At 69.4% G+C, this 23,553-nt stretch carries 22 protein-coding genes; all 22 read right to left on the bottom strand.

What is annotated here, in order from left to right; genetic code table 11:
• Window positions 1–82: 82 nt before the first annotated feature.
• The 22 genes from CPH93_RS10445 to CPH93_RS10550 all read right to left on the bottom strand — a co-directional run bounded on the left by CPH93_RS10445 (window position 83) and on the right by CPH93_RS10550 (window position 23,518).
• Window positions 83–529, bottom strand: a complete 447-nt coding sequence (locus CPH93_RS10445; protein WP_093485191.1) for a DUF2550 domain-containing protein — start codon at window positions 527–529, stop codon at window positions 83–85.
• Between the two features lie 145 nt (window positions 530–674).
• Entirely contained in the window at window positions 675–1,058 is a 384-nt protein-coding gene (locus CPH93_RS10450; RefSeq protein WP_006603087.1) for a F0F1 ATP synthase subunit epsilon, read from the bottom strand.
• A 108-nt stretch (window positions 1,059–1,166) separates the two neighbouring features.
• Window positions 1,167–2,609, bottom strand: a complete 1,443-nt coding sequence (gene atpD, locus CPH93_RS10455; protein ID WP_093485190.1) for a F0F1 ATP synthase subunit beta — start codon at window positions 2,607–2,609, stop codon at window positions 1,167–1,169.
• A 5-nt stretch (window positions 2,610–2,614) separates the two neighbouring features.
• Window positions 2,615–3,535, bottom strand: coding sequence for a F0F1 ATP synthase subunit gamma (locus CPH93_RS10460; RefSeq protein ID WP_093485189.1), 921 nt, complete (start codon window positions 3,533–3,535; stop codon window positions 2,615–2,617).
• A gap of 20 nt (window positions 3,536–3,555) precedes the next feature.
• Window positions 3,556–5,148 carry a F0F1 ATP synthase subunit alpha gene (gene atpA, locus CPH93_RS10465; protein WP_093485188.1) on the bottom strand — a complete coding sequence of 531 codons (1,593 nt, stop codon included), beginning with the start codon at window positions 5,146–5,148 and terminating at the stop codon, window positions 3,556–3,558.
• Between the two features lie 214 nt (window positions 5,149–5,362).
• The gene (locus CPH93_RS10470; protein WP_093485187.1) at window positions 5,363–6,178 is read right to left on the bottom strand and encodes a F0F1 ATP synthase subunit delta; all 816 of its coding nucleotides are present in this window, start codon (window positions 6,176–6,178) and stop codon (window positions 5,363–5,365) included.
• Window positions 6,175–6,738, bottom strand: coding sequence for a F0F1 ATP synthase subunit B (locus CPH93_RS10475; protein ID WP_006603092.1), 564 nt, complete (start codon window positions 6,736–6,738; stop codon window positions 6,175–6,177). Before CPH93_RS10475 ends, CPH93_RS10470 begins: the two co-directional genes overlap by 4 nt.
• A 41-nt stretch (window positions 6,739–6,779) precedes the next feature.
• Window positions 6,780–7,049 (bottom strand): ATP synthase F0 subunit C, encoded by a 270-nt coding sequence (gene atpE, locus CPH93_RS10480; protein ID WP_173909769.1) that lies wholly within the window; start codon window positions 7,047–7,049, stop codon window positions 6,780–6,782.
• Window positions 7,050–7,124: 75 nt separating this feature from the next.
• Window positions 7,125–7,922, bottom strand: a complete 798-nt coding sequence (gene atpB / locus CPH93_RS10485; protein WP_093485185.1) for a F0F1 ATP synthase subunit A — start codon at window positions 7,920–7,922, stop codon at window positions 7,125–7,127.
• A gap of 279 nt (window positions 7,923–8,201) precedes the next feature.
• Entirely contained in the window at window positions 8,202–8,639 is a 438-nt protein-coding gene (locus CPH93_RS10490; protein WP_093485184.1) for a hypothetical protein, read from the bottom strand.
• Window positions 8,640–8,928: 289 nt separating this feature from the next.
• Window positions 8,929–10,278, bottom strand: coding sequence for an MraY family glycosyltransferase (locus tag CPH93_RS10495; RefSeq protein WP_173909770.1), 1,350 nt, complete (start codon window positions 10,276–10,278; stop codon window positions 8,929–8,931).
• A gap of 99 nt (window positions 10,279–10,377) precedes the next feature.
• Window positions 10,378–11,757, bottom strand: coding sequence for a serine hydroxymethyltransferase (glyA, locus tag CPH93_RS10500; protein WP_093485183.1), 1,380 nt, complete (start codon window positions 11,755–11,757; stop codon window positions 10,378–10,380).
• 106 nt (window positions 11,758–11,863) lie between these two features.
• Window positions 11,864–12,538: an arsenate reductase/protein-tyrosine-phosphatase family protein gene (locus tag CPH93_RS10505; protein WP_371126833.1), complete on the bottom strand. Its 675-nt coding sequence runs from the start codon at window positions 12,536–12,538 to the stop codon at window positions 11,864–11,866.
• Complete coding sequence (locus tag CPH93_RS10510; RefSeq protein WP_093485182.1) at window positions 12,535–13,182, bottom strand: L-threonylcarbamoyladenylate synthase; 648 nt, start codon at window positions 13,180–13,182, stop codon at window positions 12,535–12,537. The genes CPH93_RS10505 and CPH93_RS10510 overlap by 4 nt, the downstream gene beginning before the upstream one ends.
• Window positions 13,183–13,384: 202 nt before the next feature.
• Window positions 13,385–14,230, bottom strand: coding sequence for a peptide chain release factor N(5)-glutamine methyltransferase (gene prmC / locus CPH93_RS10515; RefSeq protein WP_093485181.1), 846 nt, complete (start codon window positions 14,228–14,230; stop codon window positions 13,385–13,387).
• A 95-nt stretch (window positions 14,231–14,325) separates the two neighbouring features.
• Window positions 14,326–15,405 carry a peptide chain release factor 1 gene (prfA, locus tag CPH93_RS10520; RefSeq protein WP_006603101.1) on the bottom strand — a complete coding sequence of 360 codons (1,080 nt, stop codon included), beginning with the start codon at window positions 15,403–15,405 and terminating at the stop codon, window positions 14,326–14,328.
• Between the two features lie 111 nt (window positions 15,406–15,516).
• Window positions 15,517–15,738: a 50S ribosomal protein L31 gene (gene rpmE, locus CPH93_RS10525; RefSeq protein ID WP_006603102.1), complete on the bottom strand. Its 222-nt coding sequence runs from the start codon at window positions 15,736–15,738 to the stop codon at window positions 15,517–15,519.
• 175 nt (window positions 15,739–15,913) lie between these two features.
• On the bottom strand, window positions 15,914–17,038 hold the full coding sequence (locus CPH93_RS10530) for an LCP family protein (protein WP_096212627.1): 1,125 nt from the start codon (window positions 17,036–17,038) through the stop codon (window positions 15,914–15,916).
• A gap of 400 nt (window positions 17,039–17,438) precedes the next feature.
• Window positions 17,439–19,487 carry a transcription termination factor Rho gene (gene rho, locus CPH93_RS10535; RefSeq protein WP_096212628.1) on the bottom strand — a complete coding sequence of 683 codons (2,049 nt, stop codon included), beginning with the start codon at window positions 19,485–19,487 and terminating at the stop codon, window positions 17,439–17,441.
• A gap of 386 nt (window positions 19,488–19,873) precedes the next feature.
• Window positions 19,874–20,791 carry a homoserine kinase gene (gene thrB, locus CPH93_RS10540; RefSeq protein WP_093485178.1) on the bottom strand — a complete coding sequence of 306 codons (918 nt, stop codon included), beginning with the start codon at window positions 20,789–20,791 and terminating at the stop codon, window positions 19,874–19,876.
• A gap of 340 nt (window positions 20,792–21,131) precedes the next feature.
• Complete coding sequence (gene thrC / locus CPH93_RS10545; RefSeq protein ID WP_093485177.1) at window positions 21,132–22,217, bottom strand: threonine synthase; 1,086 nt, start codon at window positions 22,215–22,217, stop codon at window positions 21,132–21,134.
• A gap of 8 nt (window positions 22,218–22,225) precedes the next feature.
• Window positions 22,226–23,518: a homoserine dehydrogenase gene (locus tag CPH93_RS10550; RefSeq protein ID WP_040898338.1), complete on the bottom strand. Its 1,293-nt coding sequence runs from the start codon at window positions 23,516–23,518 to the stop codon at window positions 22,226–22,228.
• Window positions 23,519–23,553 lie beyond the last annotated feature (35 nt).

Raw genomic sequence — 23,553 nt, forward strand, 5'->3', positions numbered from 1 at the left:
GGGGTGGCCGAACAGATCCCGTAAGGGGTACCGGCGCCCCCTTCGGGGCCCTCAACGCGGCGCGCGCAGAGGATATTCCCCCTCAGGCCACATTCACCCGCTGCCCCGGCGGCGCCGCCTCCAGCCAGGCGAGGAAGCCGGTGAGTGCGTCCTCGCTCATCGCCAGTTCCAGGCGGGTGCCGCGGTGCCGGCAGGCCAGCACGATCGAGTCGGAGAGCAGCGCCAGCTCCTCCTCGCCCTGCGGGGTACGGCGCTCCAGGACCTCGATGGCGGAGCGCTCCAGCAGACGGCGTGGCCGGGGCGCGTACGAGAACACCCGGAACCACTCGATCCGGTCGCCGTTGTAGCGCGCCACACCGTAGATCCAGCCCTTGCCGCCGGACTCGTTCTCCGGCACGTTCCAGCGCAGGCTGCAGTCGAAGGTGCCGCCGGACCGCTGGATGAGCCGCCGCCGCAGTCCGAAGACGAACAGCCCCAGCAGCACCAGGACCACCACGACCGCGCCGCTCACAAGCAGAGCGAGGACCATCTCGACCGACCTCCTCGCCTCGGTGGGGGTACCCCCGGACGGAGTCCGGCGGTAGGGAAACGCACCTGCATTGCCTCAGCCGCGGGCCGCTCCGGAGTGTTCCGGGCAGCCCGCGGCTGAGGATCGATCTCGTCGGTGCCGGGGCTCAGTGAACGCCCGTCACCGCACGCAGCCGGACATCGGCGCGGCGCTCGGCGACCGCGTCGGCCGCCGACTTCGCTCGCTCCAGGGCCCGCTCCGCGCGCTGGACATCGATCTCGTCCGACAGTTCCGCGATCTCCGCGAGCAGAGACAGCTTGTTGTCGGCGAACGAGATGAAGCCGCCGTGCACCGCGGCGACGACGGTGCCGTCCCCGCTCTCGCCGGTCGTACGAATCGTCACCGGGCCCGACTGCAGCACGCCCAGCAGCGGCTGATGTCCGGGCATGACGCCGATGTCGCCCGACGAGGTGCGCGCGACGACCAGGCTGGCCTTGCCCGACCAGACCTTGCGGTCCGCGGCGACCAACTCGACGTGCAGCTCAGCCACGATGGCTCCTCGGGTCTCCACCTGCCTGGTGTGGCAGGTGTTGGGTCAAATACTAGTGGTCGTACACACCGAGGGCGGCCAGGGCCGCCCCCGGGGCCGGTACCGGGGTCAGGAGACGCCCAGCTCCTTGGCGTTGTTCTTGAGGTCCTCAAGGCCACCGCACATGAAGAAGGCCTGCTCCGGGTAGTGGTCGAACTCGCCGTCGGCGATCGCGTTGAAGGCCGCGATCGACTCGTCCAGCGGCACGTCCGAGCCGTCCACACCGGTGAACTGCTTGGCCACGTGGGTGTTCTGCGACAGGAACCGCTCGATACGCCGGGCGCGGTAGACCGTGAGCCGGTCCTCCTCGCCGAGCTCGTCCATACCCAGAATCGAGATGATGTCCTGGAGGTCCTTGTACTTCTGCAGGATCGTCTTGACGCGCGAGGCGCAGTCGTAGTGGTCCTGCGAGATGTAGCGGGGGTCCAGGATCCGGGACGTCGAGTCCAGCGGGTCCACCGCCGGGTAGATGCCCTTCTCCGAGATCGGACGCGACAGAACGGTGGTCGCGTCCAGGTGGGCGAAGGTGGTCGCCGGCGCCGGGTCGGTCAGGTCGTCCGCGGGCACGTAGATCGCCTGCATCGAGGTGATCGAGTGACCCCGGGTCGAGGTGATGCGCTCCTGGAGGAGGCCCATCTCGTCGGCCAGGTTCGGCTGGTAACCCACCGCGGAGGGCATCCGGCCGAGCAGGGTCGACACCTCGGAACCCGCCTGGGTGTACCGGAAGATGTTGTCGATGAAGAACAGCACGTCCTGCTTCTGCACATCGCGGAAGTACTCCGCCATGGTCAGACCGGCCAGGGCGACGCGCAGACGGGTGCCCGGCGGCTCGTCCATCTGACCGAAGACCAGCGCGGTCTTGTCGATGACGCCGGAGTCCGTCATTTCCTCGATGAGGTCATTGCCCTCACGGGTGCGCTCGCCGACACCGGCGAACACCGACACACCGTCGTGGTTGTTGGCCACGCGGTAGATCATTTCCTGGATCAGAACGGTCTTGCCGACACCGGCACCACCGAACAGACCGATCTTGCCGCCCTTGACGTACGGGGTCAGCAGGTCGATGACCTTGATGCCGGTCTCGAACATCTCGGTCTTGGACTCGAGCTGGTCGAAGTTCGGGGCCTTGCGGTGGATGGGCCAGCGCTCGGTGACCTCGGAAGCCGTCTCCGGCTTGTTGAGGATCTCACCGAGGGTGTTGAACACCTTGCCCTTGGTGACGTCACCGACGGGGACGGTGATGCCGTTGCCCGTGTTGGTCACCGAGGCCTGGCGGACCAGGCCATCGGTGGGCTGCATCGAAATCGCGCGGACCAGGCCCTCGCCCAGGTGCTGGGCAACCTCGAGGGTCAGGGTCTTCTTCTTGCCGGCGTCGGCCGGGTCGGAGACCTCGACGGTCAGCGCGTTGTAGATCTCCGGCATCGCGTCGACGGGGAACTCCACGTCGACGACCGGGCCGATGACCCGCGCGACGCGGCCCGTCGCCGTGGCCGTCTCAACAGTGGTGGTCATAGTTGTCAGTCACTCCCCGCGGTCGCGTCGGCCAGTGCGCTCGCGCCACCGACGATCTCGCTGATTTCCTGGGTGATTTCGGCCTGGCGGGCCTCATTGGCAAGCCGCGAGAGCGACTTGATGAGCTCTTCTGCGTTGTCGGTCGCCGACTTCATCGCACGTCGCGTGGCGGCGTGCTTGGAGGCGGCGGCCTGCAGAAGCGCGTTGTAGATCCGCGACTCGACGTACCGCGGCAGCAGGGCGTCCAGGACGTCCTCGGCCGACGGCTCGAAGTCGAAGAGCGGAAGGATCTCGCCCTTGACCGACTCCTCGGACTCCGCCACGGCCTTGTCCAGGCTGAGCGGCAGCAGCCGGTCGTCGAGCGCCGTCTGCGTCATCATCGAGACGAACTCGGTGTAGACGATGTGGAGTTCGTCCACGCCGCCCTCGGCGGTGTCCTTCTGGACGGCCTCGATCAGCGGTGCGGCGATCGCCTTCGCGTCCCCGTACGCCGGGCTGTCGGTGAAGCCGGTCCACGACTCCACGATCTTGCGCTCGCGGAAGCTGTAGTACGACACACCCTTGCGGCCGACGATGTAGGCGTCGACCTCCTTGCCCTCGGCCTTGAGCCGCTCGGTGAGCTGCTCCGCGGCCTTGATCACGTTGGCGGAGTAGCCGCCGGCCAGGCCGCGGTCGCTCGTGACGAGCAGCAGCGCGGCGCGGGTCGGGTTCTCCGCCTCGGTGGTCAGCGGGTGCTGGGTGTTCGAGCCCGTGGCAACCGCTGTCACCGCGCGGGTCAGTTCACTCGCGTACGGCGTCGATGCCGCCACCTTGCGCTGCGCCTTGACGACGCGCGAGGCGGCGATCATCTCCATCGCCCTGGTGATCTTCTTGGTCGCGGTGACGGAGCGGATGCGACGCTTGTAGACCCGGAGCTTGGCTCCCATGGATCAGGTCCCTTCCGTCGTCACTTGCTGGTGCCGGCCGGGGCGTCCTCGCCGAGCAGCTTGCCGTCCGAGGTCTCGAACTGCTGCTTGAAGCCGTCGACGGCCTCGGCGATCGCACCGATGGTGTCGTCGGACATCTTGGCGCCCTCGCGGATGCTGGTCAGCAGGTCCTTCTTCTCCCGGTGGAGGTAGTCGAGGAGCTCCCGCTCGAAGCGGCGGATGTCCTCGACCGGTACGTCATCCATCTTGCCGTTGGTGCCGGCCCAGATGGAAACGACCTGGTCCTCGGTGGGGTAAGGGTTGTACTGGGCCTGCTTGAGCAGCTCGGTCATGCGCTTACCGCGCTCCAGCTGCGCCTTGGAGGCCGCGTCCAGGTCGGAACCGAAGGCGGCGAACGCCTCCAGCTCGCGGTACTGGGCGAGGTCCACACGGAGCCGGCCGGACACCTGGCGCATGGCCTTGTGCTGGGCGGATCCACCGACGCGGGAGACGGAGATACCGACGTTCAGCGCCGGACGCTGGTTGGCGTTGAACAGGTCCGACTCCAGGAAGCACTGGCCGTCGGTGATGGAGATGACGTTGGTCGGAATGAACGCCGACACGTCGTTCGCCTTGGTCTCGACGATCGGCAGACCGGTCATCGAGCCGGCGCCCATGTCGTCGGAGAGCTTGGCGCAGCGCTCCAGCAGACGCGAGTGCAGGTAGAAGACGTCGCCCGGGTAGGCCTCACGGCCCGGCGGACGGCGCAGGAGCAGGGACACGGCGCGGTAGGCGTCGGCCTGCTTGGACAGGTCATCGAAGATGATCAGGACGTGCTTGCCCTGGTACATCCAGTGCTGGCCGATGGCCGAGCCGGTGTAGGGCGCCAGGTACTTGAAGCCCGCCGGGTCGGACGCCGGGGCGGCGACGATGGTGGTGTACTCCAGGGCGCCGGCCTCCTCCAGCGCGCCGCGCACGGACGCGACGGTGGAGCCCTTCTGGCCGATGGCGACGTAGATGCAGCGGACCTGCTTCTTCGGGTCGCCCGAGCGCCAGTTGTCGCGCTGGTTGATGATCGTGTCGACGGCCAGGGCGGTCTTGCCGGTCTGGCGGTCGCCGATGATCAGCTGACGCTGGCCACGGCCGATCGGCACCATCGAGTCGACGGCCTTGTAGCCGGTCTCCATCGGCTCGTGGACCGACTTACGGACCATGACGCCCGGAGCCTGCAGCTCCAGGGCGCGGCGGCCCTCGGACTCGATCTCGCCGAGGCCGTCGATCGGGTTGCCCAGCGGGTCGACGACGCGGCCGAGGTAGCCCTCGCCCACGGCGACCGAGAGCACCTCACCGGTGCGCTGCACCGACTGGCCCTGCTCGATGCCGCTGAACTCGCCGAGGATGACCGCACCGATCTCGCGCTCTTCCAGGTTCAGCGCAAGACCGAGGGTGCCGTCCTCGAACTTCAGCAGTTCGTTCGCCATCGCCGAGGGAAGGCCCTCGACATGCGCGATGCCGTCTCCGGCATCACTGACCGTGCCGACCTCCTCGCGCGAGGCCGCGTCCGGCTTGTACGCCTGGACGAAGTTCTCCAGCGCGTCCCGGATCTCCTCCGGCCGGATCGTGAGCTCCGCCATCTGGGTTCCCTGCTCTCCTTGTTGGGCCCGAAGTTACTTGCGGGTGTCTGGGGGGCTGTCCCCCAGGGGGTTTCCGCTTACGGCCCAACTCGGGCCGCCGTCATGCTTGTGCTGGTCCCCGGGGCCTCTTCCGGACCGCAGCCGGACCTCTCGGTCCGGCCGGCTGGTCCGGCGCCTGGCCGCCGGTTGTGCAGCTCTTGAGTTGGTGGCTGGGTCAGCCGGCCATCCGCCGGGTCGCCTCGTCGAGGCGGTCCGCGATGGTCCCGTTGATGACCTCGTCGCCGATCCGGACCTGGACTCCGCCGAGGACCTCGGGGTCCACGTCGAGGTTCAGGTGGATCTGCCGTCCGTACAGCTGCGCCAGGGAAGCGCCCAGGCGCTGCCGCTGCCCTTCGCTGAGGGGCACCGCGGAGGTGACCACCGCGACCATCCGGTCACGGCGGGTCGCCGCCAGCTTGGAGAGGGCATCGAGCCCCGCTTCCAGGCTACGGCCCCGCGGCTGTGCGACAAGACGGATCACCACGCGCTCGGTGACCGGGTTCGCCCGGCCGCCCAGCAGCGAATGCAGCAGCTCCGTCTTGGCCGCGACCGTCGCGTTCCGGTCGGTGAGTGCCCGGCGCAGCTCGGGGTTCGAGCTGACGATCCGGGCGAACCGGAAGAGCTCGTCCTCGACGTCGTCGAGCTGGCCGGCCCGCTGCGCGGCGACGAGGTCGGCGCTGTAGGCCAGCTCCTCGAGCGCGTCCGTCAGGTCACGCGAGCGCGACCAGCGGGAGCGGACCATGCCGGTCACCAGGTCGACGGCCGGACCGCCGACCTGGCTGCCGAGCAGCCGTCCGGCCAGCTCGGCGCGGGCCTCAGCGGCCTGCGCCGGGTCGGTCAGGACCCGACGCAGCGACACCTCGCGGTCGAGCAGAGCGGTGACGGCAGCAAGCTCCTCGGCGAGCTTCGCCGCGTCGACGGAGCTGTCGTCCGTCAGCGCGTTGAATCCCTCGCGTGCGGAGGCGAGTGCCTCGCGGCTCGCTCCGTTCATCGGCCGGCCTCAGCCTTCGTCGCGTCCGACGCCGCCTTGGCCTCGACCTCGTCGAGGAAGCGGTCGATGGTCCGGCTCTGCCGGGCGACGTCCTCCAGGGACTCGCCGACGAGCTTGCCGGCCAGTTCGGTGGCGAGCTTGCCCACGTCCTGGCGCAGCGACAGCGCAGCCTGCTTGCGGTCAGCCTCGATCTGGGCGTGACCGGCAGCGATGATCTCCTCACGCTGCCGCTGGCCCTCGGCGCGCATCTCAGCGATGAGCGTCGCGCCCTGCTCCTGCGCCTCCTGGCGCAGACGCGCGGCCTCGTGACGGGCGTCGGCCAGCTGGGCCCGGTAGTCCGCGAGCACCTGCTGAGCCTCGGCCTGCGTCGCCTCGGCCTCCTCAATGCGGCCTTCGATCTGCTTCCGGCGCTCGTCCAGAACCTTGTTGATGTTCGGGAGGAGCTTCTTCGCAAGGAAGCCGAAGACGATGAAGAAGGCGACCAGGCCGATGACCAGCTCTGGAATCGGCGGGACCAGGGGGTTCTCAGGAACCTCCGCCGCCAGGTTCAGGGCGTTCACATCAGTGCCTTCCGTCTAAATGGATAGTCGATGCGCTTCGTTTACTTGTAGACGAAGCCCATGACGATGCCGATGAGGGCGAGCGCCTCACAGAAGGCGAAACCCATGATCTGGTTGGTGCGGATCAGGCCGGCAGCCTCGGGCTGACGGGCCAGGGCCTGGGTGCCGTTACCGAAGATGATGCCGACGCCGACGCCGGGGCCGATCGCGGCCAGACCGTAACCGACCGAGGCGATGTTGCCGACGAGGGCGGACTTCGCGGTGTCACCGGAGGCGGCGAGGTGGTTGGCCATTTCGAGAGCAGCGGACATGCCGTTACTTCCTTCTCATTTCACGGACCGGTGGGGGTTGGCCACCGGACAGCTGTTGGGCTGGGAGAGGGGTGCTCAGTGGTGCTCGGCGAGCGCGCCCTGGACGTAGTTGCAGGCCAGGAGGACGAAGACATACGCCTGGACGGCCTGGATGAAGAGCTCGAAGGCGGTCATCACGAGGGTCATCACGAAGGACGCACCCGCGTAGACGATGCCGATGCCGTTCAGCATGTACCAGCTGGCGATGGTGAACAGCAGGATCAGCAGGTGCCCCGCGAACATGTTCGCGAAGAGCCGGACCGCGTGCGTGAACGGGCGGATGATCAGGTGCTGGAGCAGCTCGAGCACCATGATCAGCGGCAGCACCCAGCCGAGCGACTTGTCATAGCCGCTGAGGTTCTTCAGGCCCCCGACGAAGCCCTGCTTCTTGAACGTCAGGTACATCCAGAGGATGTAGACGATCAGGGCCATGCCCACCGGGAACGCGATGACCGACGTCACCGGGAAGGCCATCACCGGGATGATGGACCAGAGGTTCATGATCCACACGAAGAAGAACAGCGAGACCATGAAGGGGACGTATTTGTCGCCCTCCTTTTTCCCCAGCGCGTCATAGACGAGCCCGCGGCGCACGAAGTCGTAGCCCGCCTCGCCGATCATCTGCAGCTTTCCGGGCACGACCTTGGCCCGGCCGAATGCGGCCCAGAAGAACCCCACCACCACGACCGTGCTGAGGAACGCCAGCAGCATCGGCTTGTTGAACTCGTAGCCACCGATGGTGAAGAGGGGTTCGAATACGAACGAATGAAGGCCCGGGGCCTCGAAGCCACACCCCGGAATGAAGAGGTGGCACTCCGTGTCGAAGGCGAGCATCGTTTCAGCACTCACCGCGGGCTCCTTCAGCGTGGCGCATGGGTACGGCAACCTCGTTGTGTCGGCGCGGCGTTGAGCCACGGAGCGGCACTGGACTGGTCTTACGGATTAGGGGGCGGCTGGCAGGCACTGGGCCCGGCCACATCACAGGCATTGGCCGCGAGAACTGCCCGTTCCTTCGAGTGGAACTCGGGAGCTCAGCCGCCTGCGCCATCTGTGCCGCAGTTGGCACCGGACGATAGCAGGCCCGCATGAGGGCATTTATCTCGGCCCTACGTGTCACGTCGGCGACCCCGCCGTCTCCGCCTTCTTCGTCCCGGCGGAGTCGGGTTCCACGTACAGAGTCTTCGCCTTCATATGACCGTGGGTCTGTGCCGCGATCCATACGAGGGTGGTGCCGAGCAAGGTGAACGCAAATGCCTTGGTGTCGAAGAGCGTTGTGTCCTTGAAGGCGATCAGGAACACCAGCACGAACAGAATCTGCGTCGTGTAGAGCAACAGCCCCATCATCTGGAACAACTGCGGAAGGCTCTTCGCGGTCTTCTGCAGGACCACCAGACCTGCCCCCATGACGAGCATCACCAACAGCGTGCCGACGACGGCGCCGAGCGCTCCTGTCGCGCCTGCGACCGCAGCGCTCACGCCAACGGCGATGGCGCCGATGGCGAGCGTGGGCACAAGGGCGTGAAGGAGTAGTCGGGCGTCATTCGACTGCATAGCGGCGCTCCGGCAAAAGGTGGGGGTTGTGTCGTCAGGGACGAGCGTAGACCCGGCCTGAGGCGGAACCTGAGGCCCGAGGACCGTCGCACTAAGGCCCTCCGGCTCTGTCGCCGGGTTTCGTGAACGGTATCACAAACTATTTGATGAGGTCTTTACCTGGTTCGTGTGGACCCTGTCACACCTGAGCGTGAACCTGCGCGTTAGTGCACTGACGGATCGAATTTTGTCTGGTATGGGGTCAACCGCCCCGATTTCTGATGCCCGTTCGAGCGATCAGACCCCGGGATCAGTGGTGACTGCCCGCCCTGTGGCGGTCCACGAAGCGTGACCGGTCCCCGATCGCGGTGGCACCGTTGATGCCCGCCGGGATCGGTTCCCGCTCCCCCTCCGCCCCCTCCTCCGCCGCCGCGGAGGCCGCCGCCTCCGCGGCCGCCCCGGCCGGGTCCACCACGGCGCGGGCGAGCCGGCGGTAGCGCGGCGGCACGATGCGCTCCGCCCAGCGCGGCGCGCGCGGGGTGAAGCGCGGCAGCAGGAGGAGCACCAGGCCCACCGCGCTCAGCAGCACGATGCCCAGCACGATCCACATGCTGGCGTTGTTCGCGGAGTAGGCGACCGCACCGAAGGCGATCAGCGCCGACCAGAAGTACATGATCAGCACGGCCCGGCTGTGCGAGTGCCCGATCTCCAGCAGGCGGTGGTGCAGATGGCCGCGGTCGGCGGCGAACGGCGACTGGCCCTGCCACGTACGCCGCACGATCGCCAGGAGCAGGTCGGCGACCGGCACCGCGATGACCGTCAGCGGCAGCAGCAGCGGAATGTAGACCGGCACCATCGCATGGGTCGCCTCCCGCAGACCGCCGGCCTTCAAGTTGAGCAGATCCGGGTCGACCTGGCCGGTCACCGAGACCGCGCCGGCGGCCATCACCAGGCCGATCAGCATCGAGCCGGAGTCCCCCATGAAGATCCGCGCCGGGTGCATGTTGTGCGGCAGAAAGCCCAGGCACATGCCCATCAGAACGACCGAGAACAGGGTTGCGGGCGCGGCCGCCTCGATGCCGTAGCCGAACCACATCCGGTAGGCGTACATGAAGAACGCCGCGGCCGCGATGCACACCATGCCGGAGGCCAGGCCGTCCAGGCCGTCCACGAAGTTCACCGCGTTGATGGTGATGACGACCAGCGCGACGGTCAGCAGCGTGCCCTGCATCGGCGTCAGCGAGACCGTGCCGACACCGGGGATCGGGATCCACAGGATCGTCAGGCCCTGCAGGACCATCACGCCGGCGGCGATCATCTGGCCGCCGAGCTTGACCAGCGCGTCCACGCCCCACTTGTCGTCCAGGACGCCGAGGATCCAGATCAGCGCGGCGCCCGACAGCAGCGCCCGGGGCTCGTTGGTCTCGAAGACGCTCTTGAGGTTGGTCAGATGCGAGGCCACCAGCAGACCGGCGCACAGGCCGCCGAACATGGCGATTCCACCGAGCCGCGGGGTCGGCTCACGGTGCACATCACGCGCGCGGATCTCCGGCATCGCACCGGCCGCGATCGCGAACTTCCGCACCGGCCCCGTCAGCAGGTAGGTCACCGCGGCCGTGACGCACAGCGTCAGCAGGTATTCACGCACGGGCTGCCCCATCGGTATAGCTGGCCATCACAGCCCCACACCCTATGCGTGTCCGCCCCCTGGCCGTGAATACAGGGGAAGACGCAGACCACCGGCGAACGGTTCCGGCCGTCACCCTTGATCGGGATATGGCGGAAAGGCGTGGACCAAAGCGACAGTCCCGGAGCGGGCCGCGGGATCCTCCTCCAGCGCCGCCACGATCAGCCCGGCGACCTGCGCCATCTCCGCCTCGCCCATCCCCTGGGTGGTCACCGCCGCGGTGCCCAGCCGGATGCCGGTCCGGCGGTCCGCCGTCTCCTCGGCGCACGGCAGGGCGCAGGTGTCCAGGACGATCCCGGCGGCGGCCAGCCGGCCCCGGGCGGTGCGCGCGTCCAGGCCCAGCGGGGCGGTATCCGCGGTGATCAGATGGGTGTCGGTGCCGCCGGTGGTGATCGTCAGACCGTGCCCGGCCAGCGCCTCGGCGAGCGCGCGGGCATTGGCGGTGACCTGGTGGGCGTACGCGCCGAAGGCGGGCGTGGCGGCCTCCGCGAAGGCGACGGCCTTGGCGGCGACGGCGTTCATCTGCGCGCCCCCCTGGCTGAACGGGAACACCGCACGGTCGATGCGTTCGGCCAGCTTCGCCCCGCACAGGATCAGCCCGCCGCGCGGCCCGCGCAGCACCTTGTGTGTGGTTGCGCACACCACATGGGCGTACGGCACGGGGCTGGGCGCCGCTCCCCCGGCGATCAGGCCGAGCGGATGGGCGACGTCGGCGATCAGATAGGCGCCGGTCTCGTCGGCGATGTCCCGGAAGGCGGCGTAGTCGATGTGCCGCGGATAGGAGATCGAGCCGCAGACGATGGCCTTGGGCCGGCGGGCGCGGGCCAGGTCGCGGATCGCGTCGTAGTCGAGGAGCTCGGTCTCCTCGTCGACGCCGTAGCCGGCGAAGTCGAACCAGCGGCCGGAGAAGTTGGCGGGCGAGCCGTGGGTGAGGTGTCCGCCATGCGGGAGCGCCATGGCCAGGACGGTGTCACCGGGGCGCAGCAGAGCGGCGTAGGCGGCCAGAACGGCCGAAGACCCGGAGTGGGCCTGGACGTTGGCGTGTTCGGCGCCGAAGAGGGCCTTGGCGCGCTCCACCGCGATCCGCTCGGCGAGGTCGACGATCTCGCAGCCGCCGTGGTGCCGGGCGCCCGGATAGCCCTCGGCGTACTTGTTGCCCAGAGGGGAGCCGAGGGCGGCGAGGACGGCCGGTGAGGTGAAGTTCTCCGCGGCGATCAGCTGCAGTCCGTCGCTCTGCCGGGCGCTCTCGCCGAGCAGCACGCCGGCGATCTCGGGGTCCTGGCGCAGCAGGGCGGCGAAGTCCGGGGAGCCGGCCGGCCGGGTGACGTCGTCCCGGGCGGCGGCCCGGGCGCGGTCCTGGAGGGACTCCGACGGGGCGGCGCCCGCCTGCCCGGCGGTCCGGGAAGCGGCGGCCGGGGTCTCGCTGCGGGGTGACGCGGTGGTGGCAGGCATCGCTTGCTCCGGGCCTCGTACGGGGACGTAGTCCCAATGTAGGCGCGGCAGGGCGATCGGGCGCGGTGTGCGGGCCGACAGGGTCCACGGCCGCGCCCGGGGGCCGTCAGGCCCGTGCAGGGACTCCCGTGAGGGCGGTGACGACCGGGTCGAGGGCCTGGTTGATCTCGTCGCCGATGGAGCGGAAGAAGGTGATGGGGGCGCCGTAGGGGTCGTAGACCTCGTCGGACTCCGGGTTGGGCGCCAGCAGCCAGCCGCGCAGCGCCGCGGCGGCGCCGACCAGCGCACGGGCGCGCTCGACCAGCCCGCCGTCCGGCAGGTCCGGATCGGGCTCGGGCAGGGTGGCGGGGTCTATGGCCCGCACCAGCCGGTTGAATTCCTTGAGGGTGAAGGTGCGCAGCCCCGCGGAGTGGCCCATGGAGATGACCTGGGCGCGGTGGTCGCGGGTGGCGGTGAGCACCAGGTCGGCGCGGATGACGTGCTCGTCGAGCAGCTCGCGGCCGAGGAAGCCGGCCGGATCGGCGCCGTAGTCGGTGAGCACGGTCGCGGCGTGGGTCTCCATCGGGGCGCCTTCATGCCCCCAGGTGCCGGCGCTCTCCACCAGCAGCCCGCCGCTGCGGGCCGCGCCGAGCCGCAGTTCCAGGGCATGGCGGTGCAGCCGCTCGGTGATCGGTGAGCGGCAGACGTTGCCGGTGCTGACGTGGAGAATCCGGAAAACGGATGCAGAGGGGAGAGAGCCGTCGCCTGGTCCCGCTATGCCACGCCCGAGGGGCGCCATCAATTGGCCACCTCTAGCTCTGGTACCACCTTGCGCAGCTCTTCCGCACTGATCGCGCCCTCGCGCAGCAGCACCGGGACCTTGCCGGTGACATCGACGATCGAGGACGGCACCGCGGCCGGGGTCGGGCCGCCGTCGAGGTAGACGGAGACCGAGTCGCCCAGCATCTCCTGTGCGGCGTCGCAGTCCTGCGGGGAGGGGTGGCCGGTGAGGTTGGCGCTGGAGACGGCCATCGGGCCGAACTCGGTCAGCAGCTCGATCGCGACGGGGTGCAGCGGCATCCGCACCGCGACCGTGCCACGGGTCTCGCCCAGGTCCCAGGTCAGCGAGGGCTGATGCTTGGCGACGAGGGTGAGCGCGCCGGGCCAGAAGGCGTCGACCAGCTCCCAGGCCTGCTCGGAGAAGTCGGTGACCAGGCCGTGCAGGGTGTTGGGGGACCCGACCAGGACCGGGGAGGGCATCCCGCGGCCGCGGCCCTTGGCCTCCAGCAGGTCGCCGACGGCCTCGGCGCTGAAGGCGTCCGCGCCGATGCCGTAGACGGTGTCGGTCGGCAGCACGACCAGCTCACCGCGGCGGACGGCCGAGGCGGCCTCGCGCAGACCGGTGGTGCGGTCGGTCGCGTCGCTGCAGTCGTATCGCCGTGCCATTACGTCTCCTTCGCGCTGCGGTTCGTCGAATACGATAGTGCGGAGAGAAACCGCACCGTTACGCTCTGTTCCACGCCGTAAGGCGGCGGGCAGGGCTTGTCCGTCGTGAGACCCCTCGGGTGGTCAAGCGAAAAGCCCCTCGGGGCGGAGTCACTACGGGACCTCCTCGTGCGCAACGGGGCGTCATGGTCCGGTGCCCGGTTCACGGCATCGCCCTTCGGGCGGTCGCAAAACGCGGGCGGTTGTTGAGATCGGGGTGGTCGGCCGCGTCCGCCCACCCCTTCTCCTCGGTGAAGATCCACGGAACCTGTCCGCCCTGGGTGTCGGCGTGCTCGATGACGACCACGCCGCCGGGCCGCAGCAGGCGGTGTGCGGTCCGCTCGATGCCGCGGATGGTGTCCAGGCCGTCCTGGCCCGAGAACAGCGCGAGCTCGGGGTCGTGGTCACGGGCCTCGGGTGCGACGTACTCCCACTCGGTCAGCGGGATGTACGGCGGGTTGGAGACGACCAGGTCGACCTGCCCGTCCAGTTCGGGAAGCGCGGTCAGCGCGTCGCCGTGATGGAGAACGACGCGGGACCCCTCGACGTTCTTGCGGGCGTAGTCCAGCGCCTGCTCGGACAGCTCCACGGCGTGCACCCGCGAGCGCGGGACCTCCTGCGCCAGAGCCAGCGCGATGGCCCCCGAGCCGGTGCACAGATCGACGATCAGCGGCTCGACGACGTCCATGGCGCGCACGGCGTCTATCGCCCAGCCGACCACCGACTCGGTCTCCGGGCGGGGCACGAACACCCCTGGCCCGACGGCGAGTTCGAGGTAGCGGAAGAACGCCCGGCCGGTGATGTGCTGGAGCGGCTCACGGGCCTCGCGGCGGGCGACGGCCTCCCAGTAGCGGGCGTCGAAGTCCGCGTCCTTGACGTGGTGCAGTTCACCCCGTTTGACGCCGTGCACGAACGCGGCGAGTTCCTCGGCGTCGAAGCGCGGCGAGGGCACACCGGCGTCGGCCAGCCGCTGGGTGGCCTGGGCCACCTCGGCGAGCAGAAGGTTCACGGGGCCTTCCTCCTAGTGCGCTGCGTCTTCATTGTGCGGTCCGCGGCCGGCCGGGGGTGCGGTCCTGCGGCCGGTACGTACCGGCTCGCGCGGGCTTACTGGGCGGCGGCGAGCTTGGCGGCCGAGTCGGCGTCGACACAGGCCTGGATGACCGGGTCGAGCTCGCCGTCGAGCACCTGGTCCAAGTTGTACGCCTTGAAGCCGACGCGGTGGTCCGAGATGCGGTTTTCCGGGAAGTTGTACGTACGGATGCGCTCGGAGCGGTCGACCGTACGGACCTGGCTGCGCCGGGCGTCGGAGGCCTCGCGCTCGGCCTCCTCCTGGGCGGCGGCCAGCAGCCGGGAACGCAGGATGCGCATCGCCTGCTCCTTGTTCTGGAGCTGGCTCTTCTCGTTCTGGCAGGAGACGACGATGCCGGTGGGCAGGTGCGTGATGCGGACCGCGGAGTCGGTGGTGTTGACGGACTGGCCGCCGGGCCCGGAGGAGCGGTAGACGTCGATCCGCAGGTCGTTGGCCACGATCTCGACCTCGACCTCCTCGGCCTCGGGCGTGACCAGCACACCGGCCGCGGAGGTGTGGATGCGGCCCTGCGATTCGGTGGCGGGCACCCGCTGCACGCGGTGCACCCCGCCCTCGTACTTCAGCCGCGCCCAGACGCCCTGTCCCGGCTCGGTGGCACCGCCGCCGCCCTTGGTCTTCACGGCGACCTGGACGTCCTTGTAGCCGCCGAGGTCGGACTCGTTCGCGTCCAGGATCTCGGTCTTCCAGCCGACCCGCTCGGCGTAGCGCAGATACATCCGCAGCAGATCGCCGGCGAACAGCGCGGACTCCTCGCCGCCCTCGCCGGCCTTGACCTCGAGGATGACGTCCTTGTCGTCGCTGGGGTCGCGCGGGACCAGCAGCAGCCGCAGCTTTTCGGTCAGCTGCTCGCGCTGGGCGTCGAGCACCTTGACCTCGTCGGCGAACTCCGGGTCGTCCTGGCTGAGTTCGCGCGCGGTCTCGATGTCGTCACCGGTCTGCTTCCAGCCGCGGTACGTCGCGATGATCGGGGTCAGCTCGGCGTAGCGCTTGTTGAGCCGCATGGCCTCGCGCTGGTCGGCGTGGACCGCGGGGTCGGCCAGCCGCTTCTCGAGATCGGCGTGCTCGCCGATCAGTTCTTCGACCGCCTCGAACATCGTGGGTTCCTCTGCTGGCTGGGACTACCGGGGGCCTGGACGACGCAAACAAAGACGCCGGTCCGGTCACCCCTGAGCAGGGGCGACCGGAGACCGGCGCCTTGAGGGTCGCTACTTCTTGGCAGCGGCGCCCTTGCCGAAGCGGGCCTCGAAGCGGGCCACGCGGCCGCCCGTGTCCATGATCTTCTGCTTGCCCGTGTAGAACGGGTGGCACTCGGAGCAGATGTCGGCGCGGATGTTGCCGCCGGCGACCGTGCTACGGGTGGTGAAGGACGCGCCACAGGTGCAGCTGACCTGGGTCTCGACGTACTCCGGGTGGATGTCGCGCTTCAAGGGATTCTCCTAGGTTCGGGAGTGCACCGGGTCGTGTCGCGGGTTGCGTCACGTGAACCGGGGCCGACGGTCCAGTCTGCCAGGACTAGCCGTATCTCCCAAAACCGGGGTGGAGCCGCGGCTATTCCCGGGCCGCTCCGAGGGGCCGGTGGCTCCCCTCGACCGCGGCGTCCGGCTACTTCACGTAGCGGTCCGTGCCGCCCTGGTCACCGGCCGAGCCCTTGGTCGCGGACTTGGGGATCTCCTGGTCCTGCCGCAGCGCGTCCCAGACCAGCTGGCTCTGCTTCTCCAGCGGCACCACCCGGTCGGGGTTGGTCTTGTCGTACGTGACCGGCAGCGTGACCATGTTGATGTTGTCCGACCCGATGTTGCCCAGGCTCTTGGCCAGCCCGGTCAGTTCGCTGACCGAATTGAGGTCGGTGTCGGTGGTGATGGCCTTGGTGGCCGTGTCGGCGATGTCGTAGAGCTTGGTGGGGTTGGTGAGCACCCCGACGTTCTTGACCTGGTTCATCAGGGCCTTGAGGAACGTCTGCTGGAGCTGGATACGGCCCAGGTCGCTGCCGTCGCCGCCGGGGACGCCGTGCCGGGTGCGGACCAGGGCGAGCGACTGCTCGCCGTTGAGGGTGTGCTTGCCGGCCGGCAGATGCAGATGGCTGCTGTTGTCGTCGATCGACTTCTTGGTGGTGACGTCCACGCCGCCCAGCGCGTCGATGAGCTTCTTGAAGCCGGTGAAGTCGACCTCGATGAAGTGGTCCATCCGGGTCCCGCTGATCGACTCGACGGTCTTCACGGCACAGGCCGGGCCGCCGACCTCGAACGCGGTGTTGAACATCGCCCGCTGCTGCCCGGGGATGTCTTTGCCGTTGGTGGTGCAGTCCGGGCGCTTGACCAGGGTGTCGCGCGGGATGCTGACCACGCTGGCCTTCTTGCGGCCCTTGTAGACGTGCACGATCATCGCCGTGTCGGACCGCGCGCCGCCCTCGTCCTTGCCGTACTCACCGTTCTTGCCGGCCCGGGAGTCGGAGCCCATCACGAGGATGTCCATCGAGCCGTTGTCGACGTTCTTCGGCCGGTCGTGCCCGAGGGCGGAGTTGATGTCGACGCCCTTCAGATTGCCGTTGAGCTTGAAGTAGACGTAGCCGAGACCGGCACCACCGAGCAGTACGACGCTGACCAGCGTGCACAGGGTGATGGTCATCATCCGGCGGCGCCGGGTGGGCCCTTTGCGCCGCCGGCCCGTGGCGCGTATGCCGCGGGCACGGCTTTCGGCCGTGTTCGCGGTCCCGTTGCTGTCCGCCATCTGCTCCTCAGTCCTCGTTCGCTCGGCTGCGCCCCGCCGCCACCGGACAGCGTGCTGTCATGCCCGGGTCGCCCTGTCAGACGGGAGGTTGAGGGGAAGGGTTGCACAGCGAGTCATGAGCGCTTTCTTAGAAAGCCGCCGCGGGCCGAACCGCCCGCTCGGGACCTTCGTCCCGCTCACCTGGGCTTTCGTCCCGTTTTCCGCCATGGCCGAAACCGGGTGGGTTGCAGTGGATCTGTGCGGAACGTCTCAAGCGCGGCATCTGCCGGCCCCGCCGGGACGCGGGGCCGGTCACAGCGCCGCCGGCGGCCCGGTCCGTACCGAGCGGGCAGCACGAAGCCCCCCTCACCTGGAGCGGTGAGAGGGGCTTCGGGGACGGCGCCGGACGCGCCCTCGGGCGTCAGTCGTTGCCGTTGCCCGTGGTCGGCGTCGTCTTCTGGATCTGCAGCAGGAACTCCGCGTTGGACTTCGTCTGCTTCATCTTGTCCAGCAGCAGTTCGATGGCCTGCTGCTGGTCCAGGGCGTGCAGCACCCGGCGCAGCTTCCACACGATGGCCAGCTCGTCGCTGCCCATGAGGATCTCTTCCTTACGGGTGCTGGACGCGTCCACGTCCACCGCAGGGAAGATGCGCTTGTCCGAGAGCTTGCGGTCGAGCTTGAGCTCCAGGTTGCCGGTGCCCTTGAACTCCTCGAAGATCACCTCGTCCATCCGCGAGCCGGTCTCGACCAGCGCGGTGGCCAGGATGGTCAGCGAACCGCCGTCCTCGATGTTGCGCGCGGCGCCGAAGAAGCGCTTCGGCGGGTAGAGCGCGGTCGAGTCGACACCACCGGACAGGATGCGGCCGGAAGCCGGGGCGGCGAGGTTGTACGCACGTCCCAGACGGGTGATCGAGTCCAGCAGGACGACCACGTCGTGGCCCAGCTCGACCAGGCGCTTGGCGCGCTCGATGGCCAGCTCGGCGACGGTGGTGTGGTCCTCGGCCGGGCGGTCGAAGGTCGAGGAGATGACCTCGCCCTTGACCGACCGCTGCATGTCGGTGACCTCTTCGGGACGCTCGTCGACGAGGACGACCATCAGGTGGCACTCGGGGTTGTTGCGGGTGATCGAGTTGGCGATCGCCTGCATGATCATGGTCTTGCCGGTCTTCGGCGGGGCCACGATCAGACCACGCTGGCCCTTTCCGATCGGGGTGACCAGATCGATGATCCGGGTCGTCAGCCCGCCCGACTCACCCTCCAGGCGCAGCCGCTCCTGCGGGTACAGGGGCGTCAGCTTCCCGAACTCCGGCCGCCCGCGGCCCTGTTCGGGCGCCACGCTGTTGACCGTGTCGAGGCGGACCAGCGCGTTGAACTTCTCGCGCCGCTCGCCGTCCTTGGGCTGGCGGACCGCGCCGGTGACGTGGTCACCCTTGCGCAGGCCGTTCTTGCGGACCTGGGCGAGCGAGACGTACACGTCGTTCGGGCCCGGCAGGTAGCCGGAGGTCCGGATGAAGGCGTAGTTGTCGAGGATGTCGAGGATGCCCGCGACGGGGATCAGCACGTCGTCCTCGGAGACCTGCGGCTCGTTGCCGAAGTCCTCGCGGCCGCCGCGACGGCCCCGGCGGTCGCGGTAGCGCCCGCGACGGCCCCGGCGGCCGCCCTCGAAGTCGTCGTCGTCGTCATTGCGGCGGTCGCGCTGGCGCTGGCCGCCCTGACCGCCCTGACCGCCCTGACCGCCGTCGCCGGCGTCGCCCTTGCGGCGGTCGCCGCGGTCGCGCTGGCGCTGGCCGCGGTCCCCGCGGTCGCCCTTCTGGCCGCGGTCCTGGCGGTCCCCGCGCTCCTGGCGCTCGCCGCTCTTGCCGGGGCGGCCCTCGCCGGTCTCCTGGGGGGAGACCGCGGTGTCGGCCCTGGCCTCGGTCTTGACCTCGGTCTTCGCCTCGACCTTGGTGTCGGTCTTGAGGTCGCCGGAAGCGGCCTCGGGGCTGCCCGCGGCGGCGGTGGCGCGGCGCCGGCGGCGCTCGCCGGCCGGCTGCTCGTCGCTGACGGGCTGGCCGGGGATGTCGATCTGCTGCTGGGCCCCGGCCTTGTCGGCGGCCTTGTCGCCCTTGTCGGACTTGGCTGCCTTGCCGGCGGCCTGCTCCACGCCGTCCTCGCCGGTACGGGCCTTGGAGGTCGTACGGCGCTTGGGCTTGGTCTCGGCGTCGGCGGGCGCGTCGGCCTTGGCGCCGGAGCCCGAGCCCGCGGCCTGCTTCTCCTTGATGACCTCGATCAGCTGGCTCTTGCGCATCCGCGCGGTGCCCTTGATACCGAGGCCGGAGGCGACCTGCTGCAGCTCTGCCAGGACCATGCCGTCAAGGCCGGTGCCGGAACGGCGGCGCCGCGTGGTTGCAGGCGCGGCGGGAGCGTCCGTGGCGGGCGCGGTGGCACTGCCATCGGTACGCGCGCCCATCAGATCGGTGGTGTCGCTCACGAAGGGTCCTTCCCTGGAGCGGGCGTCGGCCTGTCTGGCTCGGCGACCGGTTGTGCTGTCCGGCTGGGTCCTTGGTCTGGTGGACCGGGCCGGGGCGGTGGTCCCGCCGGAAATGGCGGAGAGATCAGTTCATGGCGCCGGCGTGAGGAGATGCAGAGTGGCCATTCACCACGCCGATTCCGGAGCGTGCTCACTTCCGCTCAGGCAATTGCCGACTTTGACAATTGCGCCCAGCAGATTGGGAGGCTCCCGGAAGAAAGTGGTCCCGATGGGGGACACGAAGCACCGCGCCACTCAGGCGTCGAGTACTGACTTGAGGTTAACACTACCGGATCCAACAAACATTCCCCCTCTCCAAGACCGGCAATCGTCGGCCACCTGCGTGCTCACCCGGCGAGCGGCAGTACGCAGGCGCCCGCCGCGTCGAGGGCCAGGCGGTTCGCCGCCCACCCCTCGCCCGCCAGTGCCGCGACCTTGTCGGCCGCCGCGTCCTCGACCAGCGCGAGCACCGTCGGGCCCGCACCGGACACGACTGCGGGGACGCCGTCCGCGCGCAGCCGGTTCACCAGGGCCACGCTCTCCGGCATCGCGGGAGCGCGGTATTCCTGGTGGAGTCGGTCCTCGGTCGCGGCGAGCAGCAGCTCGGGGCGCCTGGTCAGGGCCTCGACGAGCAGTGCGGCGCGGCCGGCGTTGGCCGCGGCGTCCACATGCGGGACGGTGCGCGGCAGCAGTCCGCGGGCGGTCTCGGTGAGCACCGGCTTTCCGGGCACGAAGACCACCGGAACGATGGAATCGGCGGGATCCATCCGGATCGCGCGGGCGGTGCCGGAGTCCATCCAGGCGAGCGTGAAACCGCCCAGCAGACAGGCGGCGACGTTGTCGGGATGCCCCTCGATCTCGGTGGCCAGCTCCAGCAGTGCGGTGTCGTCGAGCTTTTGCTCGCCGCCTATCGTCACCGCGCGCGCGGCGACGATGCCGGCGCAGATGGCGGCCGAGGAGGACCCCAGGCCGCGGCCGTGCGGGATGCGGTTGGCGCAGACGATTTCCAGGCCGCGCGGCTGTCCGCCGAGCAGGTCGAAGGCGGTGCGCATCGACCGGACGAGCAGATGGCTCTCGTCGCGGGGCAGGGTGTCGGCGCCCTCACCTGCGATGTCGATGTGCAGCCCGGAGTCGGCGACGCGCACCACGACATCGTCGTACAGGCCCAGGGAAAGACCCAGGGCATCGAAGCCGGGACCGAGATTGGCGCTGGTAGCGGGGGTGCGCACCCGGACGGCGGCGGCGCGGAACGCGGGACCGGCCATCGCTCGATGACTCTCCTTGATTGATGCTGCGGTACTGCCCCGGAGCGCCGCGGCACCGAGGCGCCCGGCCGGCTCATGGGGACCGTTCTGACCTGCCCTGCACACCACTGCGTCATGCCGTGGGGAGGGGAGTTGCTGCCAGCCTATCGAAGGAAGGTTCTGTCGCGACATAGGGCGCACAGGAGGCGCACGATGCGTGTCGCGCGCTGCGCCGTGCCCCAGCGCCGCTTTCCCTGGACTTTGCAGCCTTTGCACAATTTGCTGTGCGGGAGGTGGCGGGACGCTCATCGCGCCCCGCCACCGGGTGCCGTACGCGCAGGTCCACGCGTACGGCGGGGTCCTAGACGAGGCCGAGGCGCTCGGCGGCGGCGTCCGCGTCGACCGGGACCGTGACCGGCTGCGGCGCACCGGCCACCGCCCAGTCCGGGTCCTTGAGGCCGTTGCCGGTGACCGTGCAGACGATGCGCTGGCCGGGGTCGACCTTGCCCTCCTCGGCGGCCTTGAGCAGACCGGCCACCGACGCGGCCGAGGCGGGCTCCACGAAGACGCCCTCCTGCGCGGCCAACAGGCGGTAGGCGGACAGGATTTGACGGTCGGTCACGTCGTCGATGAAGCCGCCGGACTCGTCCCGCGCCCGCTCGGCGTTCGCCCACGAGGCGGGGTTTCCGATGCGGATCGCGGTGGCGATGGTCGTCGGGTCCTTCACGACCTCGCCGCGCACGATCGGGGCGCTGCCGGAGGCCTGGAAGCCCCACATGCGCGGGGTGCGGGAGGCGATGCCGTCGGCCGCGTACTCCTGGTAGCCCCGCCAGTACGCGGTGATGTTGCCGGCGTTGCCGACGGGCAGCACGTGGATGTCCGGCGCATCGTCGAGCATGTCGACGATTTCGAAGGCCGCGGTCTTCTGGCCCTCGATACGTACCGGATTGACGGAGTTCACAAGTGCGACGGGGTAGTTGTCGGACAGCCGCCGGGCCAGCGTCAGGCAGTCGTCGAAATTTCCGTCGACCTGGAGGATCTTCGCGCCGTGCACCAGGGCCTGGCCCATCTTGCCGAGCGCGATCTTGCCCTGCGGGACGAGCACCGCACAGACCATGCCCGCGCGGACCGCGTAGGCGGCGGCCGAGGCGGAGGTGTTGCCGGTGGAGGCGCAGATGACCGCCTTGGCGCCCTCCTCCTTGGCGCGGGTGATCGCCATCGTCATGCCGCGGTCCTTGAAGGAGCCGGTGGGGTTGGCGCCCTCGACCTTGAGGTGCACCTCACACCCGGTGCGCTCGGAGAGGACCTGGGCCGGTACGAGGGGGGTGCCGCCCTCCCGGAGGGTGACGACCTCGGTCGTGTCGCTGACCGGGAGCCGGTCGCGGTATTCCTCGATGATTCCGCGCCACTGACGACTCGTCGTGGTCACGGTGGAATTGGCTGACATGGGTTCCTCTACTCCCCTTCGACCCGCATGATGCTGGCGACACCGCGGACGGTGTCGAGCTCGCGCAGTGCCACGACGGTCGACGACAGGGCCGCATCCGCCGCCCGGTGGGTGACGATGACGAGCGATGCCTCGCCGTCCTTGCCCTGCTGACGGACCGTATCGATCGATACGCCGTGTTCGGCGAAGATGGTCGCGACCTGCGCGAGAACACCGGGCTTGTCGGCCACGTCGAGACTGATGTGGTACCGCGTGATGACCGCGCCCATGGGGCTGACCGGCAGCCGTGTGTAGGCGGACTCGCCGGGCCCGGTGGTGCCGGAGAGCTTGTTGCGGCAGACCGCCACGAGGTCGCCGAGGACCGCGGAGGCGGTCGGCGAACCGCCCGCGCCGGGCCCGTAGAACATCAGCTGACCGGCGGCGTCGGCCTCGATGAAGACCGCGTTGTACGCCTCACGGACGGAGGCGAGCGGATGCGTCAGCGGGATCATCGCGGGGTGCACCCGTGCGGTGACGGACGCGCCGTCCGCGGCCCGCTCGCAGATCGCCAGCAGCTTGACCGTGCACCCCATCCGCTTGGCGGAGGCGATGTCGGCGGCGGTGACCTCCGTGAGGCCCTCGCGGTGCACGTCGTCGATGGTCACCCGGGTGTGGAAGGCGATACCGGCCAGGATCGCGGCCTTGGCGGCGGCGTCGAAGCCCTCGACGTCGGCGGTCGGGTCGGCCTCCGCGTAACCCAGTGCGGTCGCCTCGTCCAGCGCCTCGCTGTAGCCCGCGCCGGTCGAATCCATCTTGTCGAGAATGAAATTGGTCGTGCCGTTGACGATGCCGAGCACCCGGTTGACCTTGTCGCCGGCCAGCGACTCGCGCAGCGGCCGCACCAGCGGGATCGCACCGGCGACGGCGGCCTCGTAGTACAGATCCGCGCCCTTGGCCTCGGCGGCCGCGTGCAGCGCCGCGCCGTCCGCCGCGACCAGCGCCTTGTTGGCGGAGACCACGCTCGCGCCGTGCTCGAACGCGGTGGTGATCAGCGTGCGGGCCGGCTCGATACCGCCGATCACCTCGATCACGACATCAATGTCGCCGCGTTTGACCAGCGCGGTCGCATCGGTGGTGATCAGCTCGGCCGGGACGCCCTCGCGCACCTTGTCGGGGCGGCGGACGGCGATCCCGGCGAGCTCCACGGGAGCACCGATGCGGGCAGCGAGATCGTCGGCGTGCGTCGTCATGATGCGCGTCACCTCTGAGCCGACAACACCACAGCCCAGGAGCGCCACCTTCAGCGGACGCGTACGCATCATTCGACCTCTGCTTCTCATCGATCAGCGAATTTCAG

Origin of the sequence: Streptomyces sp. 2323.1, from assembly GCF_900221035.1 — a bacterium.
Taxonomy (GTDB): Bacteria; Actinomycetota; Actinomycetes; order Streptomycetales; family Streptomycetaceae; genus Streptomyces; species Streptomyces sioyaensis.

Excerpts from the sequence above, each read along its gene's own strand:
- atpD (WP_093485190.1), bottom strand. The coding sequence starts at position 2,609 with ATGACCACCACTGTTGAGACGGCCACGGCGACGGGCCGCGTCGCGCGG.
- thrC (WP_093485177.1), bottom strand. The coding sequence starts at position 22,217 with ATGTCAGCCAATTCCACCGTGACCACGACGAGTCGTCAGTGGCGCGGA.
- CPH93_RS10510 (WP_093485182.1), bottom strand. The coding sequence starts at position 13,182 with ATGGCACGGCGATACGACTGCAGCGACGCGACCGACCGCACCACCGGT.
- CPH93_RS10550 (WP_040898338.1), bottom strand. The coding sequence starts at position 23,518 with ATGATGCGTACGCGTCCGCTGAAGGTGGCGCTCCTGGGCTGTGGTGTT.
- CPH93_RS10445 (WP_093485191.1), bottom strand. The coding sequence starts at position 529 with ATGGTCCTCGCTCTGCTTGTGAGCGGCGCGGTCGTGGTGGTCCTGGTG.
- atpE (WP_173909769.1), bottom strand. The coding sequence starts at position 7,049 with ATGTCCGCTGCTCTCGAAATGGCCAACCACCTCGCCGCCTCCGGTGAC.
- CPH93_RS10490 (WP_093485184.1), bottom strand. The coding sequence starts at position 8,639 with ATGCAGTCGAATGACGCCCGACTACTCCTTCACGCCCTTGTGCCCACG.
- CPH93_RS10530 (WP_096212627.1), bottom strand. The coding sequence starts at position 17,038 with ATGGCGGACAGCAACGGGACCGCGAACACGGCCGAAAGCCGTGCCCGC.
- CPH93_RS10460 (WP_093485189.1), bottom strand. The coding sequence starts at position 3,535 with ATGGGAGCCAAGCTCCGGGTCTACAAGCGTCGCATCCGCTCCGTCACC.
- CPH93_RS10495 (WP_173909770.1), bottom strand. The coding sequence starts at position 10,278 with ATGGGGCAGCCCGTGCGTGAATACCTGCTGACGCTGTGCGTCACGGCC.
- thrB (WP_093485178.1), bottom strand. The coding sequence starts at position 20,791 with ATGGCCGGTCCCGCGTTCCGCGCCGCCGCCGTCCGGGTGCGCACCCCC.
- atpB (WP_093485185.1), bottom strand. The coding sequence starts at position 7,922 with ATGCTCGCCTTCGACACGGAGTGCCACCTCTTCATTCCGGGGTGTGGC.
- prfA (WP_006603101.1), bottom strand. The coding sequence starts at position 15,405 with ATGTTCGAGGCGGTCGAAGAACTGATCGGCGAGCACGCCGATCTCGAG.
- glyA (WP_093485183.1), bottom strand. The coding sequence starts at position 11,757 with ATGCCTGCCACCACCGCGTCACCCCGCAGCGAGACCCCGGCCGCCGCT.
- atpA (WP_093485188.1), bottom strand. The coding sequence starts at position 5,148 with ATGGCGGAGCTCACGATCCGGCCGGAGGAGATCCGGGACGCGCTGGAG.
- CPH93_RS10470 (WP_093485187.1), bottom strand. The coding sequence starts at position 6,178 with ATGAACGGAGCGAGCCGCGAGGCACTCGCCTCCGCACGCGAGGGATTC.